General features: G+C 42.1%; 17 protein-coding genes. 13 read left to right on the top strand and 4 right to left on the bottom strand.

The features are described 5' to 3' along the window. The first annotated feature begins 234 nt into the window (after positions 1-234). From AACU25_RS10295 to AACU25_RS10245, 11 genes are all read left to right on the top strand, one after another. The gene (locus AACU25_RS10295; RefSeq protein ID WP_045870445.1) at positions 235-675 is read left to right on the top strand and encodes an ATP synthase subunit I; all 441 of its coding nucleotides are present in this window, start codon (positions 235-237) and stop codon (positions 673-675) included. 60 nt (positions 676-735) lie between these two features. Next, entirely contained in the window at positions 736-1,500 is a 765-nt protein-coding gene (atpB, locus tag AACU25_RS10290) for a F0F1 ATP synthase subunit A (RefSeq protein ID WP_190445802.1), read from the top strand. Between the two features lie 151 nt (positions 1,501-1,651). Further along, positions 1,652-1,897, top strand: a complete 246-nt coding sequence (atpE, locus tag AACU25_RS10285; RefSeq protein ID WP_008233924.1) for an ATP synthase F0 subunit C — start codon at positions 1,652-1,654, stop codon at positions 1,895-1,897. A 178-nt stretch (positions 1,898-2,075) separates the two neighbouring features. Beyond that, entirely contained in the window at positions 2,076-2,507 is a 432-nt protein-coding gene (locus tag AACU25_RS10280) for a F0F1 ATP synthase subunit B' (protein WP_096575267.1), read from the top strand. Between the two features lie 190 nt (positions 2,508-2,697). Beyond that, positions 2,698-3,255: a F0F1 ATP synthase subunit B gene (locus AACU25_RS10275; RefSeq protein WP_045870443.1), complete on the top strand. Its 558-nt coding sequence runs from the start codon at positions 2,698-2,700 to the stop codon at positions 3,253-3,255. Next, positions 3,255-3,809, top strand: coding sequence for an ATP synthase F1 subunit delta (gene atpH / locus AACU25_RS10270; RefSeq protein WP_096575265.1), 555 nt, complete (start codon positions 3,255-3,257; stop codon positions 3,807-3,809). The genes AACU25_RS10275 and atpH overlap by 1 nt, the downstream gene beginning before the upstream one ends. A gap of 63 nt (positions 3,810-3,872) precedes the next feature. Continuing rightward, positions 3,873-5,393: a F0F1 ATP synthase subunit alpha gene (atpA, locus tag AACU25_RS10265; protein ID WP_096575263.1), complete on the top strand. Its 1,521-nt coding sequence runs from the start codon at positions 3,873-3,875 to the stop codon at positions 5,391-5,393. A gap of 92 nt (positions 5,394-5,485) precedes the next feature. Then, the gene (locus tag AACU25_RS10260; protein WP_096575261.1) at positions 5,486-6,433 is read left to right on the top strand and encodes a F0F1 ATP synthase subunit gamma; all 948 of its coding nucleotides are present in this window, start codon (positions 5,486-5,488) and stop codon (positions 6,431-6,433) included. A gap of 259 nt (positions 6,434-6,692) precedes the next feature. After that, entirely contained in the window at positions 6,693-7,202 is a 510-nt protein-coding gene (locus AACU25_RS10255; RefSeq protein WP_096575259.1) for a hypothetical protein, read from the top strand. A 144-nt stretch (positions 7,203-7,346) separates the two neighbouring features. Next, positions 7,347-8,234, top strand: coding sequence for a hypothetical protein (locus AACU25_RS10250; protein WP_096575257.1), 888 nt, complete (start codon positions 7,347-7,349; stop codon positions 8,232-8,234). A gap of 138 nt (positions 8,235-8,372) precedes the next feature. Beyond that, positions 8,373-9,050, top strand: coding sequence for a phosphatase PAP2 family protein (locus tag AACU25_RS10245; protein WP_199347353.1), 678 nt, complete (start codon positions 8,373-8,375; stop codon positions 9,048-9,050). 16 nt (positions 9,051-9,066) lie between these two features. Here the strand turns inward: AACU25_RS10245 and AACU25_RS10240 are convergent, their stop codons facing one another. From AACU25_RS10240 to AACU25_RS10225, 4 genes are all read right to left on the bottom strand, one after another. Then, entirely contained in the window at positions 9,067-9,807 is a 741-nt protein-coding gene (locus AACU25_RS10240; protein WP_096575255.1) for a hypothetical protein, read from the bottom strand. 553 nt (positions 9,808-10,360) lie between these two features. Continuing rightward, positions 10,361-10,555 (bottom strand): 30S ribosomal protein S21, encoded by a 195-nt coding sequence (gene rpsU / locus AACU25_RS10235; protein WP_045870434.1) that lies wholly within the window; start codon positions 10,553-10,555, stop codon positions 10,361-10,363. A 110-nt stretch (positions 10,556-10,665) separates the two neighbouring features. Beyond that, the gene (locus tag AACU25_RS10230; RefSeq protein ID WP_045870433.1) at positions 10,666-10,971 is read right to left on the bottom strand and encodes an RNA recognition motif domain-containing protein; all 306 of its coding nucleotides are present in this window, start codon (positions 10,969-10,971) and stop codon (positions 10,666-10,668) included. A gap of 530 nt (positions 10,972-11,501) precedes the next feature. Beyond that, entirely contained in the window at positions 11,502-12,584 is a 1,083-nt protein-coding gene (locus AACU25_RS10225) for a class I fructose-bisphosphate aldolase (protein WP_096575253.1), read from the bottom strand. 352 nt (positions 12,585-12,936) lie between these two features. Here AACU25_RS10225 and AACU25_RS10220 point away from each other — a divergent pair, with 352 nt between their 5' ends. Then, the gene (locus AACU25_RS10220) at positions 12,937-18,528 is read left to right on the top strand and encodes a WD40 domain-containing protein (protein ID WP_096575251.1); all 5,592 of its coding nucleotides are present in this window, start codon (positions 12,937-12,939) and stop codon (positions 18,526-18,528) included. A 159-nt stretch (positions 18,529-18,687) separates the two neighbouring features. Beyond that, complete coding sequence (locus tag AACU25_RS10215; protein ID WP_096575249.1) at positions 18,688-19,152, top strand: hypothetical protein; 465 nt, start codon at positions 18,688-18,690, stop codon at positions 19,150-19,152. Positions 19,153-19,222 lie beyond the last annotated feature (70 nt).

Here is a 19,222-nt window from a genome sequence, read left to right as displayed (position 1 = left end):
CTTAAGAAAATTATTAAGCAGCAAGCGATCGCCAGATCAAGAGCTATTGTAAAGGTGTCTGTGGCTAGCTCCAACCCTTTCTCTGTTTCTCCTCATTGCGCCTTATTTGGTTGGTTGCTGGCTGCTGAACAACAAGTTAATTGTTTTTTTCTAAAGTATTGTTACCAGATCGTGATATGATTCAGCTGACTGGATGTGCAGTCATCATCCTTATCTGTACTGGTTTCGAGTCTCGTGAGCTTGTCAGACGAATCAACTGCATCGACTCCAACAACAACACCAAATGCTCAATCTGGTTCTGATGACGAAGAACGAGTAAACTCTATGGGAGAGTTCTATCAACTCTACCAGAAGTTGTTGGTAATCACACTTGTGTTGACAGGGATAATATTTATCTCTGTGTGGATTTTTTATTCGCTAAACATTGCTCTGAATTATTTGATTGGAGCGTGTACAGGTGTGGTTTACTTAAAAATGCTGGCCAAAGACGTTGAGCGACTCGGTGGTGAGAAAAAGCGTCTGAGTAAAAGTCGTTTTGCTCTATTTATTGGGTTGATTGTATTAGCAACTCAATGGCATGAGTTACAGATCTTGCCCATTTTCTTGGGATTTCTAACTTACAAAGCCACGCTCCTCGTCTACACCGTGCAAACTGCGTTTCTTCCTGATTCTTAACAAGTCAGGCTCACAAAGACAATACTCCCATCCTCGCTCGTTGGGGAAAATGCTTGAAGAATGCAAATGCTTAGTGTCTTAAACGCCTTTAATTCATTTCCCCTAGCCGAATTAGAAGTAGGTCATCATTTCTACTGGCAATTGGGCAATCTGAAAATTCATGGGCAGGTTTTTCTCACCTCATGGTTTGTGATTGGCGTTCTAGTAATAGCTTCACTAGCTGCTACTCGCAATGCCCAAAGAATTCCTCGCGGCATCCAAAATTTGATGGAATATGCCCTAGAATTTATTCGGGATCTGGCAAAAAACCAACTTGGTGAGAAAGAGTACCGCCCTTGGGTGCCATTCATTGGCACATTGTTCTTGTTTATCTTCGTATCGAACTGGTCAGGCGCGCTCATCCCTTGGAAACTAATCAAGTTACCTTCAGGAGAACTCGCAGCTCCCACCAATGACATCAATACGACCGTAGCATTGGCATTGCTGACCTCTTTGGCGTATTTTTACGCCGGTTTTAGCAAGCGGGGTTTGGGCTACTTTAAAAAGTATATTGAGCCAACGCCTGTTCTGTTGCCGATCGCGATCCTAGAAGATTTCACCAAGCCCCTCTCCCTAAGCTTCCGTCTATTCGGGAATATATTGGCGGATGAATTGGTTGTAGCGGTGCTGGTTCTGCTTGTTCCTCTATTTATACCTCTGCCTGTCATGGCTTTGGGTTTATTTACCAGTGCCATCCAAGCCCTGGTATTTGCTACCCTGGCTGGGGCTTATATTCATGAGGCGATGGAGGGACATGGCGGAGATGAGCATGAGGAGCATCATTAACGCTTCTCAGGAGATAGCACAGTTCCGACGAGCATAGATGCTCAAAACATCGCCCAGTGCGATTTGTGAGAACTTGGTGCAGCGTGGAAACCACGTCTTTACTAGTTAACCTACTTTTGTTAGTTCTGTACTTCAAGCAAGGAAAATCATCATGGATCCATTAGTTTCTGCTGCTTCAGTTCTGGCTGCTGCTCTAGCAATTGGTTTAGCTGCAATTGGCCCTGGTATCGGTCAAGGTAATGCTGCAGGTCAAGCAGTAGAAGGTATCGCCCGTCAACCCGAAGCAGAAGGCAAAATTCGGGGTACTCTACTGTTAACCTTGGCGTTCATGGAATCCCTAACCATTTACGGTCTGGTAATCGCGCTGGTGTTGCTATTCGCTAACCCATTTTCCTAAGACCTAAAAGTTTTATGATTGTAGAGACGTGACTCTTCACGCCTCTACAATTAAAATCTTTTGGGTATTTAGTCGTTCTGATGTAAGTTACCCTTGTTGGCTAAGGGTTCCTAAAATATAAACGGTTGGATGTTATTGCTAGCCATGAAAACTGCTACTCCAGCCAAAGAGGAGAGAAATGTTTGATTTCGATGCTACTTTGCCATTGATGGCATTGCAGTTCCTGTTGTTAGCAGCTTTGTTGAATGTAATTTTCTATAAGCCACTGACCAAGGTGCTGGACGATCGCGATAATTACATCCGAACGAATACCCTTGATGCCAAAGAACGCTTGGCTAAAGCCGAACGCTTAACCCAGGAATATGAGCAACAACTAGCAGACGCTCGCAGGCAATCGCAAGCAGCTATAGAAGCAGCTCAGTTGGAAGCTAAGAAAATTACTGCCCAAAAAATCGCTGAAGCGCAACAGGAAGCTCAACAAGAGAGAGAACGCGCTGCTATTGAAATAGAGCAACAAAAACAACAAGCTTTTAGCGAGTTAGAACAACAAGTTGATGCTCTAAGCAGACAGATTCTAGAAAAACTATTAGGGCCGGCTCTCGCTAGATAAGCGACAGTATTAGGTTCTGTGAAAGCATACGCGCAGATGGGCAATTGCCACGAAGCGCTTAATTAAGTGTCAAAAAAGGCACTTTTTTCCTTCGGGAAGTTAAGAAACTTGATTTCCTTGGGGAGGTTAAGCAACTTTATTTCCCTTGGGGAAAATACAACGTATTAGCAAGCGAGCAGCGCACTTGTAGATGGGTAACATGGGCACATTCTTATTACTTGCCACAGAACACTCTGAATTAGCAGAAGGCGCAGCAGAAGGTGGTTTCGGTCTAAACCTAGACCTGTTTGAAACCAATCTCATTAACCTAGCGATTCTGGTTGGCATATTATTCTACTTCGGACGTAAAGTTTTAAGCAATATCCTCACCGAGCGACGGTCAAATATTGAAACCGCAGTTCGGGAAGCAGAAAAGCGCCAAAAAGAGGCACAAATTGCTTTATCTCAGGCGCAGGAGCAGTTAACTCAAGCTCAGGCAGAAGCGCAACGCATCCGCAAAGCTGCCGAAGAAAGCGCCCAAGCGGCTAAAGAAGCTCTGTTGGCAAAAGCAGCGCAAGACGTAGAACGCTTGCAACAAACTGCAGCAGCAGATTTGAACACAGAAAGAGAGCGAGCGCTGGCCGAACTACGGCAGCGGGTAGCTGCATTAGCATTGCAAAAAGTCGAGTCAGAACTGCGGACTGGTATTGCTGACGATGTTCAACAAACAATAATTGACCGCAGTATCGCGCAGGTGGGAGGAAGCTGATGAAAAGTAATGTAGAAACAGCCGAAGTCGCCCAACCTTACGCACAGGCTCTGATGTCAATTGCTCAATCCCAAAATCTGACGGAAGAATTTGGTGAAGATGCGCGGGCATTACTGAATTTGTTGAAAAATTCAGCGCCACTGCAAAACTTAATTGACAACCCTTTTATTCAGCCTGAAAAGAAAAAAGCAGTGATCACCCAAATATTGGGTGATGGCGCAAATCAGTACTTACGCAGATTTTTGCAACTGCTGGTAGACAAGCGCCGGATTTTCTTCTTGGAGCAGATTTTACAGCAGTATTTAGCATTGTTGCGCCAGCTGAATCAAACCGTGTTAGCGGAAGTAACTTCAGCTGTTCCCCTCACAGAAGCTCAACAACAAGCTGTAAAAGACAAGGTTCTGTCCATCACTAATGCTCGCCAAGTAGAACTGGAAATCAAAACCGACCGCGACTTAATTGGTGGTTTGATCATTAAAGTAGGATCGCAGGTAATTGACGCTAGTTTACGGGGTCAGTTGCGTCGCCTTTCTTTGCGCTTAAGCAGTTCATAGAAATTCAGTAGTTTCGGTGAACCGATTACTCTGTTCCGTCTCCCAAGAAAAAAAGTTAGACATATGAGCATTTCAATCAGACCTGACGAAATTAGTAGCATTATTCAACAGCAAATCGAGCAATACGACCAAGATGTCAAAGTTGCTAACGTCGGTACCGTACTCCAAGTAGGTGACGGTATTGCCCGGATCTATGGTCTGGAAAAGGCTATGGCTGGGGAGCTATTGGAATTTGAAGACGGTACAGTAGGCATCGCCCAAAACTTGGAAGAAGACAACGTAGGTGCGGTGTTAATGGGCGAAGGTCGGGAAATTCAAGAAGGTAGCTCTGTAACTGCTACTGGTAGAATTGCCCAAGTACCCGTAGGGGAAGCTTTGATTGGACGCGTGGTGGATGCCTTAGGTCGTCCTATCGATGGTAAGGGAGATATCAAGACATCAGAAAACCGTTTGATTGAATCTCCAGCACCTGGTATTATTGCTCGTCGTTCTGTACACGAACCGATGCAAACCGGGATTACAGCTATCGACTCCATGATTCCCATCGGTCGTGGTCAGCGGGAGTTAATCATTGGTGACCGTCAAACCGGAAAAACCGCGATCGCAATTGACACCATCATCAACCAAAAAGGTGAAGATGTAGTTTGTGTATACGTTGCTGTTGGTCAAAAAGCTTCCACCGTTGCTAACGTTGTTCAAACATTGCAAGACAAAGGCGCAATGGACTACACCGTAGTCGTCGCCGCTAACGCCAGTGACCCTGCAACCCTACAATTCCTCGCTCCCTATACCGGAGCCACCATTGCTGAGTACTTCATGTACAAAGGCAAAGCTACTCTCGTCATTTACGATGACCTCTCCAAACAAGCCCAAGCTTATCGGCAAATGTCCTTGCTGCTACGTCGTCCACCCGGACGGGAAGCTTACCCTGGAGACGTATTCTACATTCACTCTCGCTTGTTAGAAAGAGCAGCGAAGCTGAGTGATGAATTGGGTAAAGGTAGCATGACAGCTCTACCCATCATCGAAACCCAAGCAGGTGACGTATCAGCATACATCCCCACCAACGTAATTTCCATTACCGACGGTCAGATCTTCTTGTCTTCTGACTTGTTCAACGCTGGTATCCGTCCTGCTGTAAACCCCGGTATCTCCGTATCCCGTGTAGGTTCTGCGGCGCAAACCAAGGCAATGAAAAAAGTTGCCGGTAAGATTAAATTGGAACTAGCACAATTTGACGACCTGCAAGCCTTCGCACAATTTGCTTCTGACCTAGATAAAGCTACCCAAGACCAGTTGGCACGCGGTCAGCGCTTACGGGAACTCCTGAAGCAGCCCCAAAATGACCCACTGTCTGTATACGAGCAAGTAGCTATTCTTTACGCTGGTATCAACGGTTATTTAGATGATATCGCTGTAGACAAAGTTACCACCTTCACCAGAGGTCTCCGCGATTACTTGAAGACCGGCAAACCTCAGTACGCTGAAGCAGTGAAATCTTCCAAAGCACTGGGTGACGCAGAAGAAGCTGCTTTAAAGGAAGCGCTAACCGAATTCAAGAAGACCTTCAAAGCAACAGCGTAACAATTTTGGATTTTGGAATTTGGATTTTGGATTAAATCTAAAATCCGAAACTCCAAATCTAAAATCTAAAATCTAAAATCTAAAATCGGAATATGCCCAATCTTAAAGCAATACGCGATCGCATTCAGTCGGTCAAAAACACCAAAAAAATCACAGAAGCTATGCGGCTGGTAGCGGCGGCGAGAGTACGCCGGGCGCAAGAGCAAGTATTAGCTACCCGTCCTTTTGCTGATAAACTAGCGCAAGTTTTATATGGTTTGCAAACCCGTCTGCGGTTTGAAGAAGCCAACTTGCCGCTGCTGAGAAAACGGGAAGTTAAAACAGTAGGACTGTTAGTCATTGCAGGCGATCGCGGTTTGTGTGGCGGTTACAATAGTAACGTCATTCGCCGTGCCGAAAATCGTGCCAAGGAACTCCAAGCCGAAGGTATTAATTACAAATTTGTGTTGGTAGGACGCAAGTCTATCCAATACTTCCAACGCCGTGACCAACCAATTGATGCTACCTACAGCGGTTTAGAACAAATTCCTACCGCAGCAGAAGCCACAAAGATTGCTGACGAATTGTTGTCTTTGTTTCTGTCGGAAAGTGTAGACCGTATCGAATTAATCTACACTCGATTTGTTTCCTTGGTGAGTTCACGTCCAGTTGTGCAAACCCTACTTCCTTTAGATCCTCAAGGCTTAGAAGCAGCGGATGACGAAATCTTCCGCTTGACAACCCGTGGTGGTCAATTTGAAGTAGAACGCCAAAAAGTGACTACCGAAGCCCGTCCTTTCCCGCGGGACATGATTTTTGAACAAGATCCAGTACAAATTCTGGATTCACTATTGCCTTTATATTTGGGTAACCAGCTATTACGGGCATTACAAGAATCAGCTGCTAGTGAACTAGCCGCACGGATGACGGCAATGAACAACGCCAGTGACAACGCCGGTGAATTGATTAGAACCCTATCGTTGTCTTACAACAAAGCTCGACAAGCTGCAATTACTCAAGAACTTCTAGAAGTTGTTGGTGGTGCTGAAGCATTAACTTAGGGATTTGTCAATTGTTAGTCATCAAAAATAGCCAATTGCTAGTTGTGAGAACATTAGCGATTGGCTATTTTTAGTTGTTGCTATCAGCCATTATTTGCTAGATTCAAAAATCATTGCGATTCTTCCTCATCTCCAACTCCCCAACACATCTGTAATCCAGGATACCCACCAATAATTATCAAAAAGTAAAGTTTCTTGCGAAACTCCTGACAAGCGCTGATAATTGCCTCAAAGCTCAAGCATTAAGGAGAAGCTCAACATGACTTTAACCCGTGGGCGTAGGATTTTAGCTGCTTTGTTAATATCAGTATTATTGCTGACATCAGCCTGTAGCGCTAAAACCCCTGGACGTTTTGATCAGGCGCAGCAAGAAAGTAGTCGCCAAAGAAGTGGTCAAGCAGTTGCTAAAAATGCAACTCAGGGTAGTAAATTGAACAAATTCTTCCCTAGTGGAGGGGATGGCTACCAACGCGTTTATACTCAAGAGAAAAAAGGCTTTTCGGAAGCGAATTTGAAAAAAGGTGGCAAGGTTGTAGCACAACTAGCCATTTCCGACACAACTAGTACTCCCACTGCAGCAGCAAAATTCTCCAATAGTAGCAAAAAAGTTGCTGGTTATCCTGCAGTTACACTTGGTAATACTCAAACTTCAATTTTGGTTGGTAAATACCAAGTAAAAGCAATTTCCAAAGACCCAACATTTACAGCCTCAGATAGAGAAGCTTGGTTAGAAAAATTCGATTTGAATGGTTTGGCGAGACTCAAATAATACCAAATTGGCATAATTAGTATTGTTTGAGAATTTGGAAGCAGCCTTGTGTTAGAGGTTTTCAATACTCAAATCTCAAATCCAAAATTGGTATAAGCTGCACAAGAGAAATAAAAATTACATCACAGCAATCAGGAGATTATTTTGAGTAAAGCGATTTTTCAGTTGGTTGATGAACTACCAACCAGTAATTTAACTGTTTCTATGTTGAACGCCCTAGATTTTGTTGCTCCTGGTGAGTGGCAAAATACTGTAGGCTTTGTCAATACCATTAAAACCGTGACTGGTGAAAGTGACGAAGCCCTAATTCAACAAATTGGCGAACGGGCAATTTATCTATTCAACGATAAATCTCAAGGATATCAAACAGCTTTGTGGCTATATCAAACTGTTGATGGTACAGATAAAGCCCTAGGTGCAGCAGCTTTAGCTAATAAGGTGGGTGAGAAAATTCCTCTGTTAGGTTTTTTAAATAGTGTCACTCCCAAACCAGACAAAGCCCAAACTATTGACTTGACATTAAAAGTTGTAGCTGAATTAGTAGCCTTCTGCCAAATTAATGGTATTCCCGGAGACAGCATTGGTGATTTTGTTGCTTCTTTAGGTGAGTATGCTGGTGAATCTTTGATTCGCATGGTTGCATTAGTCTGCGTTGATGGTTTGATACCTTTAGGGCCTGACTTTATCAGCAAAGCTTTATCTAGTATCAGTCAAACAAATCCCCAGGAATTATCACAAAACTCAACTTTTCAAAGCATCAAAGATGTTATCCCAGGTAACAATGATAGTGGGAAGCTGAACTTTATTGGTCAAAGCTTTGACTCAGTTAAAGGTTGGATGGGTGATCTAGTTACTGCCAATAATTTAACTCCACAAAACGTTGTCGGTCATTTGCAAAATTTTGTCGAATTTTCTAATGATAAATTAGACTACCTGGGGGCGTTTTTGGATGTGGCAACTAACTACTACGAACACACTGGGACGCAAACTTTGGCACGTCGTTTGATTGAACGAGCTGTGGCTGAGATTTAATCTGAGAGGTAATTGGTATTGAGTAATGGGTAATGTTTGCAATTATCTATTACTCAAACCAATTATTAATAACCGAATGATGTAAAGGTTTCTTGGAAAAAGTAAAAGAGAGTTTTCTATTTTGCCTCTCTAAATAGAGTGATATTTATTTTAAATAAATGGCGGCGATCGCTATTTATTATGCATGAAAATTGTTATCAAAAATTACTATACATAAATCAAATGCAAAATAACCTGTTTATCTCCGGGTTAATAACATTATGCCCTACTTTAATTGCCCTATACTGTACGATTTTGGCTCCGAAAGCGATCGCAGATACTTTTGACAAAGACTTGTCTAATTTTGTCTCCGGTGGCGGAACTGCGCTGTACTTAGGTGCTGGTGTTACCCTACCTCTGTTGCAAGATGGGAAACAAGGCGGACAACACGCTTTACGGGCTTTAGACTCCCTGACTACCAGTACTCTGCTTTGTATTTCTTTAAAGGAAATTACAGATGTGAAGCGCCCCGATTCCGACTCCCGTGATAGTTTCCCAAGTTGTCATGCGACAGCAGCATTTGCGATCGCTACTGTACAAAGCCATTATCATCCAGGTTCGGCACTCATCTGGTATTCTGGCGCATCTTTGATTGCCTATTCCCGAATCAACCTCAATCGTCATCGTCTTACCGAAGTGCTAGCTGGGGCTGCACTAGGATACCTGACAGCACAATTAGAACTTAGCCAAAAGCATGGGTTAATTTTATTTCCCATTATTAGCAGTGATGACGCGGGGGAATCGCTTGTGGGACTACAGGTAGTCGGCTCTTTTTGAGAGCATAACAAATAATTTATTTTTGGGGCAAATTGAGATCAGCTGCGATCGCATATAAATATGGTTGGAAAATGGCCCAGTCTTCTAACTTATCAAACTTACCTGTAGCTGAAGCAGGGTCATAGCCACTAGTAATTACGTAAAGTGAAGTTCCATCAAAGGTTACATGACCAATATGTTGTTCTTGCACTCCTCCTTGGCGTTTTACTCCCACAAATCCATAACGGAGTCCTGGAAGTTTGCCAATCGTTACTGTTTGGGGGGGATGGCTAGAGAAGATAATATCGTTTTTGTAAGTAGCCTGACGGTCTTTAGAGATAGCACTATAGTAGTCTGTGACCCAAGCTTTTAGTGCTGTCAATATCTGAGTTTGGTACTGAGGATTCTGGGAATCCACTTTGCTACCTGCGGGAATCCCAACTGCTTCTAGTTTCTTTTGAAAATCGGGATTGTTTGCTAATGGGTAAACTCCAATCTCAACTGTACCTAAAAGCTTGCCTTGGGTTGAAACGCATAAAAGCGGTGCATTTCCCTTACAAGGAACAACTTGCCAATTATTTGGCGCACTCTTATTAACTAAAATTTCCTGCCAAATATTCCCTTCTCCCTCATTAGGACTAGGTTTATTTAACGGCTGTACTGCTGGGTTTTTCTGCTGGGGATTGTTTGCAGAAAACAGAGGTGGAACAAATTTAATTCCCACTGGGATTAGTGCTACCAAGATAACACCAATTAAAAGATGATAAAGGCGCAACATTGTATCTGAAAACCTAGAATCAGAGATGATATTCTAAAAGTATCTGCGACACTTTGTAAGTATACAAAGAAGATAGCTCTACATAGCTGTAAGTTCCGCAAAAGAAACGTAACGCATCGCCGCATGGATGGTGCGTTAGGCTAACACACCCTACTGAAGATTTATTTTATAAATATCCCTAAGCACGCTACATGAATTACAAAAATTAAATAAGATTCCTATACAATACTTGTCGGTTAAGGGCAAAAGGGGAAGGGGAAAAGGGGCAAGAAAAAACCTTTAACCCTTACGCTTTCACCTTTTCCCCAAACCAAATTAAGAGTTGAAAATCCTTAACCGAGCAGTATTGGAGTTCTATATACATTTGTAGTAGCACTGCAAGCTAAAACAGTGCTACTACTAAAGGTGATTATTGATGTCTAGCTGTCTCTAGCCCCTAGTCCCTAGTCCCTAGTTTCTAGCCTCTTCTCTTCTTTGGGCTTGCTGATAGTAAAGCTACCAATATGGTAGTTAAACACAGTGATTTAGTCGAAGAGCAAATTTCTAAGAAATTTTATTTGTAGCGAGAACGTTGTCTACGACTTTGCTTGTGTCTTGCAACTGCTTTGCGTTTTTCTTTCTCTAAAGGCGTTTCAAAGTGACGCTTTTTACGCATATCTTGGAAAATTCCGGCTTTGGAAACTTCCCGCTTAAATCTTCGTAAAGCTGATTCAATACCTTCGTTCTCTCCTAAAACTACTTGGGTCATTCTCATTCCTCCTGAATGTGGATGAATAGACAAAATAAAATATTCCAGCAGAATTGAGCCTTTGGCTTTATCTGCTGGAGACTCTAGATTTTAAGTTTTCAGCGCCAGGCTTAGTAGCGACGATTATTGCGGTTATTGTTATTCCAGCCACCACGAGAAGCAGGGCTTCTTTCTTCACGAGGTTTAGCTTTGTTGACTTTCAAATCGCGTCCCATCCATTCTGCACCATCTAGTGCTTCAATTGCAGCTACTTCTTGAGCATCTGTGTCCATTTCCACAAATGCAAAGCCACGTGGGCGACCAGTTTCGCGGTCTGTAGGTAGTTGAACGCGATTAACTGTTCCATATTCCGCGAAAGCCCGTTTCAGGTCATCTTCTGTAACCTGATAGGACAAATTCCCAACATAAATCGACATGGTTTGTCTCCGAATCCAGTTAGCGTAGAGACTTAAATTCGGAGAGACGCTTTAGTGAAATCAAAACGAATAGCTCAACCGAAAATAATCTTTATATCCACGATTATAGCACAGAATTTGAAAATTATAATCCTGCATAGTGGGATTTTCAATATATAAATTTTTAAGCTCAGTCAAAAAAAATTGTATTCACAATCAGAGTTTTGTGAGCATTATATTATTACCTTTTAAAGGGATATTTCAACGGAATTATTGTTTAATTTTTTAAAACTTTCCCTCTTTTCATACTTTTTCTGCTGTCATTGAGCATGAAATGGCAATTGCCTGTAATTACCAAGTTGTGATGATAGGTTATTAAAGTTTAATGTGCCTGAGGATTTAGCAAAAATTTAGTCTAGTCTCATCTCTTTATCAAGTAAATTGCCAGCTAGATTTTTGATGATTAGCATTGATTATTCTTATGAAAAATTAAGGTGGATACATGACCCACCTTATACCAATTCAAAATCCAATTTGCTATGTTTTCTGCATTAAGCTATGGTCACATCTGGTGATAGGTAAACATCTTGAATAGCGTGAAATAATTTCACTCCTTCTTCAAAGGGACGTTGAAACGCCTTACGTCCAGAAATTAAGCCAGTACCACCAGCGCGTTTATTAATAACCGCAGTACGAACTGCTTCAGCAAAGTCATTTTTACCAGACGCACCACCAGAGTTAATTAATCCTGCGCGTCCGCAGTAGCAATTCAGTACTTGGTAGCGTGTCAAGTCAATGGGGTGGTCGGTTACCAAGTCTGTGTAAATCCGCTCGTTGGTTTTACCGTAAGACTCGCCTGTTGCTTTGGCTACAGCAGCGTAACCATGATTATTTTCTGGTAACTTCTGCTTAATAATGTCTGCTTCAATCGTGACACCCAAATGATTTGCTTGTCCGGTGAGGTCAGCAGCTAGATGATAGTCTTTATCTTGCTTAAAAGCGTCATTTCGCAGATAGCACCAGAGAATAGTTGCTAACCCTAATTCATGGGCGTATTTAAAAGCTTGGCTAATTTCTTGAATTTGTCGAGTTGACTGTTCGGAACCAAAATAAATTGTCGCACCAACAGCAGCTGCACCCAAATTCCAAGCTTGTTCGACATCAGCAAATAAGACTTGATCGAATTGATTGGGGAAAGTCAAAAGTTCGTTATGATTTATTTTGACTATGAAGGGTATTTTGTGAGCATATTTCCGCGAAACACTGCCCAAGACACCTAAAGTTGTAGCAACAGCATTACAACCTCCAGCTATTGCTAACCGCACAATATTTTCTGGGTCAAAATAAATCGGATTAGGCGCGAACGATGCTCCGGCTGAATGTTCAATACCTTGGTCTACTGGCAGAATTGAGAGATAGCCAGTATATGCTAAACGACCAGTAGAATAGAGTTGCTGCAGATTACGCAATACTTGCGGATTGCGATCGCTGTTTAGCCAAACTCGATCCACAAAGTCTGGCCCCGGTAAATGTAATAAATCTTGAGAAACTTTTGCTTTATAGGTGAGCAGGTCTTCTGCTTCTTTACCTAAAAACGACTCTATAGAACTACCTGCTAAAAGCGTTGCAGTCATGATTTATTCCTCAAAAATTGAGTAAATGACCTTGCTTTTAAGATAACACTCTTATTATTTAGAACTTATTACGCAAGTGTGAATTAAATATGCTTTTAATTCTAGAATTTTTCTATTTCTTAAGAGCGATCGCATTTAATTATGATATAAAGAAATTGACTTTTGGCAATACGCCTTTAGGTATATATTCTTCGCAATAATTATTAATCGCACATATCGTCATCATCTCTGATGTACATCAATAAGGATAAAAACTTTCTATAATTTCCCCTCAGCTTTTCCCAGTCCCCATTACCCCTTATCCCCAGAGGGGGCCCCGAGTTCCCCAATCCCCAATCCCCAATCCCCATATATGAATGACAACCACCCACCAGAAAATAACGATCGCACTTTGCAACAACTAGCTTGGGCGTTAGAAGCTTCTGTGGGGCAGTTTAAGCTAATTTTGGCAAAGTGCAACTATACTAACCTGCGCGATCGCCTCCTGGTGCAATTACCAAAAATTTGTCGGGTGGAAATCAGCATTTTAACTATCCAGCAAACTAACAGAACGCTGTACAGCGCTATCCGCGAGGAGTTTGCAGAAAAATTACCAGCTTGTTTAATGGTGGTGGGTTTAGAGGATGTGCAAGATTTACCGCAGATGCTGAGTTCTGCAAATCAAGTGCGGGAAGAATTTCGCAAGCATTGTCCTTTCCCTTTGGTGTTGTGGATTAACGATGAAGTTCACAAGCAACTGATGCAAGTTGCGCCTGATTTAGAAAGTTGGGCGATTACTAGAAACTTTGCTATTTCCAAACAAGATTTAGTTGCTTTTTTGCAAAAAACTGCCGATCAGTGGTTTAGTAATAACTTGACATTGAGTTTAGCTGGATATCGCAGATTAGAGACAGAACTCCAAGCCGCCCAGAGAGATTTGCTGGGTGATTCCGAATTTAACAGCTTAGAAATTCAGGCTGATATCGAATCATTGCTGGGGTTAATCAAACAAGTCAATCATCAATTAGATGCGGCTTTAGAACATTATCAAACAGCGCTCACACTTTGGCAGAAAAGTAATAACTTAGAACGGCAAGTCAAGATTATTGGCAATATAGCTCTGTGTTATTACCTCAAAGCTGCCAAATATTTAGATATTAATAATTATAATTGGCAGAAAACTCAAAATTATTTACAACAATATATAGACTTACTCGCTGAAATTCAAAATCCGCAGTTAATTGCTGATGCCATCGAACAACTAGGTGATATTCTTCGTGATGTGAGGATTTGGCAGCAGTTTCAAAACTTTGCAGACCAGCTAAAAAGTTTTGCCCAGCAAGCTTTAGTAATACATCAAGCTAACAATCAATCAAGAGAATTAGCAAAAGATTATGGCTTTTTAGCCGAAGTCGCTCTTGTGCAAAAATCTTGGCAGGAAGCGAATAATTTTATTCAGCAAGCATTGCAAATTTGGTCAGCTATTCCTCACGTAGAATCGGGTTTATTATCTGAATTACCAGAAAAATTGATTGCTGCTCATGATTTCAGCTTATATCAATTTATCCTGGCGCTTTCTCAATATCATTTAGGGCAAACTCAAGACGCAATTACTAGCTTAGAAGCTGCGAAAAAGCATACTAATCCGCTCAAAGACCTCAAACTTTATATTCAAATTCTCGATTATCTCCAACGACTTTATTTTGAACAGCAAGAATATGCCCAAGCTTATGAAATTAAACAACAGCAGCGTTCCGTTGAGCAACAATTTGGCTTACGGGCGTTTATTGGTGCTGGACGTTTAGGCTCAACCAAACAAGTATTTGCAGAAACAGTCGCATCAGCCACTTTAAAAGAGAATATTTCTCCAGAAATCGCCGCCTCTGGTCGTTTACTTGATGTCGAACGCTTAATTGAGCGCATTGGTCGCCCTGATTATAAGTTGATAGTCATTCATGGGCAATCGGGTGTAGGTAAAAGTTCCTTAATTAACGCGGGATTGGTTCCAGCTTTAAAACAAAAAGCCATTGGTATTCAAGATAACTTACCTGTTGTCATGCGCTTTTATAGCCACTGGGAAGAAGAGTTGGGGCGAGTGATGATTGAGGCGCTAAGGGAGAGGAGGGATGGGGGAGATGAGGGAGATGAGGGGGATGAGGGAGGGAAAAGTTTTAGTTTGGAAGTTCAAGCTTTAGCTTCAGAACAAGAAACTTCTGGTTTGGAACAGGAAAGGCCGAGTTCAGAACAAGAAACTTCTGGTTTGGAACAGGAAAGGCCGAGTTCAGAACAAGAAACTTCTGGTTTGGAACAGGAAAGGCCGAGTTCAGAACAAGAAACTTCTCGTTTGGGACATGAAAGGCCGAGTTCAGAACGAGAAACTTCTAGTTTGGAACAGGAAAGGCCGAGTTCAGAACGAGAAACTTCTAGTTTGGAACGCGAAAGGCCGAGTTCAGATCAAGAAACTCCGAGTTTTTATTCTCAAACTTCCTCATCCCTATCGCCCTCATCCCCCTCATCTCCCTTATCTTCCTCATCTCCTCTCAACTTACTTGCTCAATTACGGGAAAATGAAGCAAAAAACCTCCGCACTGTGTTAATTTTTGACCAATTTGAAGAATTTTTCTTCACTTACCCTGAACCAGCGCAGAGGCGGCAATTTTTTGAGTTCTTGGGAGAATGTTTTAATGTTCTGTCTGTGAAAGTAATCCTGTCGTTGCGGTTAGATTACTTGCATTATTTGCTGGAATGCAATGATTTGCCCAATATGCAGATTATTAATAATGATATTCTCAGCAAAAATGTACTTTATAAGTTGGGCAATTTTTCGCCTAGTGATGCGAAATCAATTATTCAGCGCTTAACTGAGAATACCAGCTTTCGCTTAGAGCCTACTTTAGTTGACCAACTAGTGCAAGATTTAGCCAGCGAACTAGGGGAAGTGCGTCCAATTGAATTACAAGTGATAGGCGCACAATTGCAGACTGAGAATATTACAACTTTGGCAGAATATCGGCAACGCGGTACAAAAGAACAACTAGTAAAGCATTATTTAGATGAAGTTGTACATGATTGTGGTGCTGACAATCAGCAATTGGCAGATTTATTACTATATTTGCTCACTGATGAGAAAGGTACTCGACCTCTGAGGACCCTGGTGGAATTAGAACGGGATTTACAAGCCTTTGTTCAGGAAGAGAATGAGACGCGGAAGCAAAGAAATAGAAGGCGAAGGCTGAGAAAAAGTCAAAAATATCTCAATGAAACTCCTACTTTACCTAGGGAATCATCTCTGAGCCAAAAATTAGCGTTAGTTTTAGAAATTTTTGTGAAATCAGGCTTAGTGGTTTTGTTAAAAGAAAACCCCGCCGGGCGTTATCAACTGGTACATGACTATTTAGCCGCTTTTATTCGCCAGCAACAAGAACCGAAGCTGAAAGAGTTAATGGCGGAACTAGAAAACGAAAGGAAGCAAAGAAAACTGGGTGAAGCCAAGCTGAATAGCTTACTCAAAGTTGGTTTAATTGTTTCCGTTACTGCAGGATTAATCTTCGGTAGTTTGGCGATTATCTCATGGCGATGGGCATTAGAGGCGGAAGCGCAAAAAAAACAAGCGGAAATCAACGAAATTAACTCCCTGGTTAACTCCTCAGCTACTTTTTCCGCCTCCGGTCAAACCAGAGATGCGATTATTGAAGCGTTAAAAGCTGTGAAAAAACTGCAGAAATTAAATCCACCACCAGCCATTACCCAAATGCACGTTGTAGGAAGATTGCGGGAGGCGGTGTATTTACAACCCCAGAATAAATTTCAAGAACTGCAAACTCTCAGCGATCATAATAGTGCGGTCAATAGTGTTGCTTTTAGCCCCGATGGTCAAAAATTAGCTTCGGGAAGTAATGACAATACCATTAAACTCTGGGATGTCTCCACAGGTAAAGTTATACAAACTCTTCCCCATCTACGAGATGCTACACCAACAGTAAGCTATATAGATAGCGGTCATCAAGACTCTGTTACTAGCATCGCTTTTAGTAGTGATGGTCAAAAATTGGTTTCAGGGAGTGAGGACAAGACCATCAAACTCTGGGATATGACCACCGGGAAACTGCTGCAAACTTTTAATGGTCATAGCGGTGTGATCAAAACCATTGCTTTGAGTAGTGATGGTCAAAAATTAGCTTCGGGGAGTGAGGACAAGACCATCAAACTTTGGGATGTCTCCACTGGAAAACTGCTGCAAACCTTTAGCGGTCATGGTGATGTGGTCAATAGCGTCGCTTTGAGTAGTGATGGTCAAAAATTAGTTTCTGGGAGTAAGGACAAGACCATCAAACTCTGGGATGTCTCCACCGGGAAAGTACTGCAAACCTTTAATGGTCATAGCCAGTCGGTCAATAGCGTCGCTTTTAGCGCAGATGGTAAACAGTTAGCTTCTGGAAGCAGTGATAACACCATCAAACTCTGGAATTTTAGCAACAGCAAAGTACTGCAAACTTTGAGCGGTCATAGCAATCCGGTGAATAGCGTTGTTTTTAGCAGAGATGGTAAGCAGTTGCTTTCTGGGAGTAATGATAAGACCATTAAACTTTGGGATGTCTCCACAGCTAAACTGCTGCAAACTCTTAGCGGTCATCGCGAAGCGGTCAATAGTGTAGCCTTTAGGGGTGATGGTCAACAGTTAGTTTCTGGGAGTAACGATCACACCATTAAACTTTGGGATGTGACGATTGGTAAGGTGCAGCAAACTCTTCCTTCCGACAGTAACCCCAATAGTGGACATGAGGCTTGGGTCAATAGTTTCGCTTTTAGCAGTGATGGTAAACGCTTGGTTTCTGGGAGTAACGATTACACCATCAAACTCTGGGATGTCACCACTGGTCAACTGCTGCACACATTTAGCGGTCATCGGGGGGCGGTAAATAGCGTCGCCTTGAGTAGCGATCGCAAAAAATTAGCTTCTGGAAGTGACGACAAGACCATCAAAATCTGGGATGTCACCACTGGTCAACTCCTACAAACCTTTCCTTCTGAAACCAACGCTAAAAATGGTCATCGCGATTGGGTCAAAAGCGTCGCCTTTAGCCCAGATGGTAAACAATTAGCTTCTGGTAGTAAAGACAAAACCATCAAAATCTGGGATGTCAACACTGGCAAAGTTCTGCACAATTTCCGTGGGTTTTTTGTATTCTTGAATAGCGGTCATCGTGACTCAGTTAATAGTGTCACCTTTAGCCCAGATGGTAAACAGTTGGCTTCTGGGAGTAGTGACAACACCATTAAAATTTGGGATGTCACCATTGGCAAACTACTACAAACTCTACCAGGGGAACGCTACGCCAACAGTGGTCATCTCGATTGGGTTAATACTGTTGCTTTTAGTCCTGATGGAAAAAGGTTGGCTTCTGGGAGTCATGACAACACCATCAAAATTTGGGAACTCTCCACAGGTAGAGTTTTGCAAACCCTTAGCGGTCATAGTGATTTAGTCAATAGTATTGCCTTTAGCCCAGATGGGAAACAGTTGGTTTCTGGGAGTGATGACAGCACTATCAAACTTTGGGATGTCTCCACTGGGAAAGTTCTCAAAACCATAACTAGCAACTATGGTAATTGGGTGAGAAGCGTCGCCTTTAGTCCAGATGGAAAACGGTTAGCTTCTGCAAGTACTGACAACAAAATCACTCTTTGGAATTTCAACTTAGATGAGTTGGTAAAAGATGGTTGTGGCTTGATCAATAATTACTTAATTGTGCACCCGGAAACCTTAGCCGAACTCAACTCCTGTCAAAATCCCTCTCTGCTATTACAAGCAGCCACAGTCTTAATTATGCAAGGTGAGAAGTTAGCGCCAGTAGGCGATACTGATGGTGCGATCGCAAAATTCCGCCAAGCCCAAAAGTGGAATGCTAATTTAAAATTTGACCCAGAAGCGAAAGCCCAAGATTTAGCCGGGAGAGGAAAGTAATGCGGTTCGGTGACTGTTGACTGTCCTGGTGAATGCTAGGATGTTGAAGTAGGTGCTTGACTAAAGAAGAACAGAATACAAGCCCATAAATATTTATGGGAATTGTAATTGTGAGTTTTGAATTTTGAATTCCCCGCAGAGGTTGACTTCTTTTTATCGATGAATAAACCATTGGATGAAGCGCTTTCGGTTGAGATTTCTCAACGGATTAAAAGCAAGGCTAAAAAAACCTTTGATAATGCTTATAAAGCAGCACTGGCGACTGATCAAGCCCAGTATGTTCAGGGATTTTTAGTGTTCCCTGGTAAGCCATATCAACCTATTGAACACGCTTGGATTGAATTAGCAGAGTCTATTGTCGATCCCAATCTACCGTTTCTGAAAAAAGATTCGCAGCAGCTTTACTATTTTCCAGCAGCAAGTTTTAATGTCACGCAACTCAAAGAAATTATCGAAGAATCAAAAGAAGATTATCCCGAAGATGACCCGCTACCCATCTATGGCGATGCGCCTTATGAGTATTATGGTGATGTGATGTTGGGTGGTAAAAATTACTTGGATGCATATCAAGCAGCAGAGGCTAAATCCAAAGAAATTAATCAACCAAACTTTGAAAATAATTAACTGAACAAGTCAAAAGTCAAAGAGAAGCTATTAATCGCGTCTGTACAAAAGTCAAAAGTAAGAATACAGT

It is taken from the genome of Tolypothrix tenuis PCC 7101, assembly GCF_963874875.1.
In the GTDB taxonomy this organism is placed as follows: Bacteria; Cyanobacteriota; Cyanobacteriia; order Cyanobacteriales; family Nostocaceae; genus Aulosira; species Aulosira tenue.
Note: the sequence above shows the minus strand (reverse complement) of the source record. Positions and strands in the feature narration are given on the sequence as shown.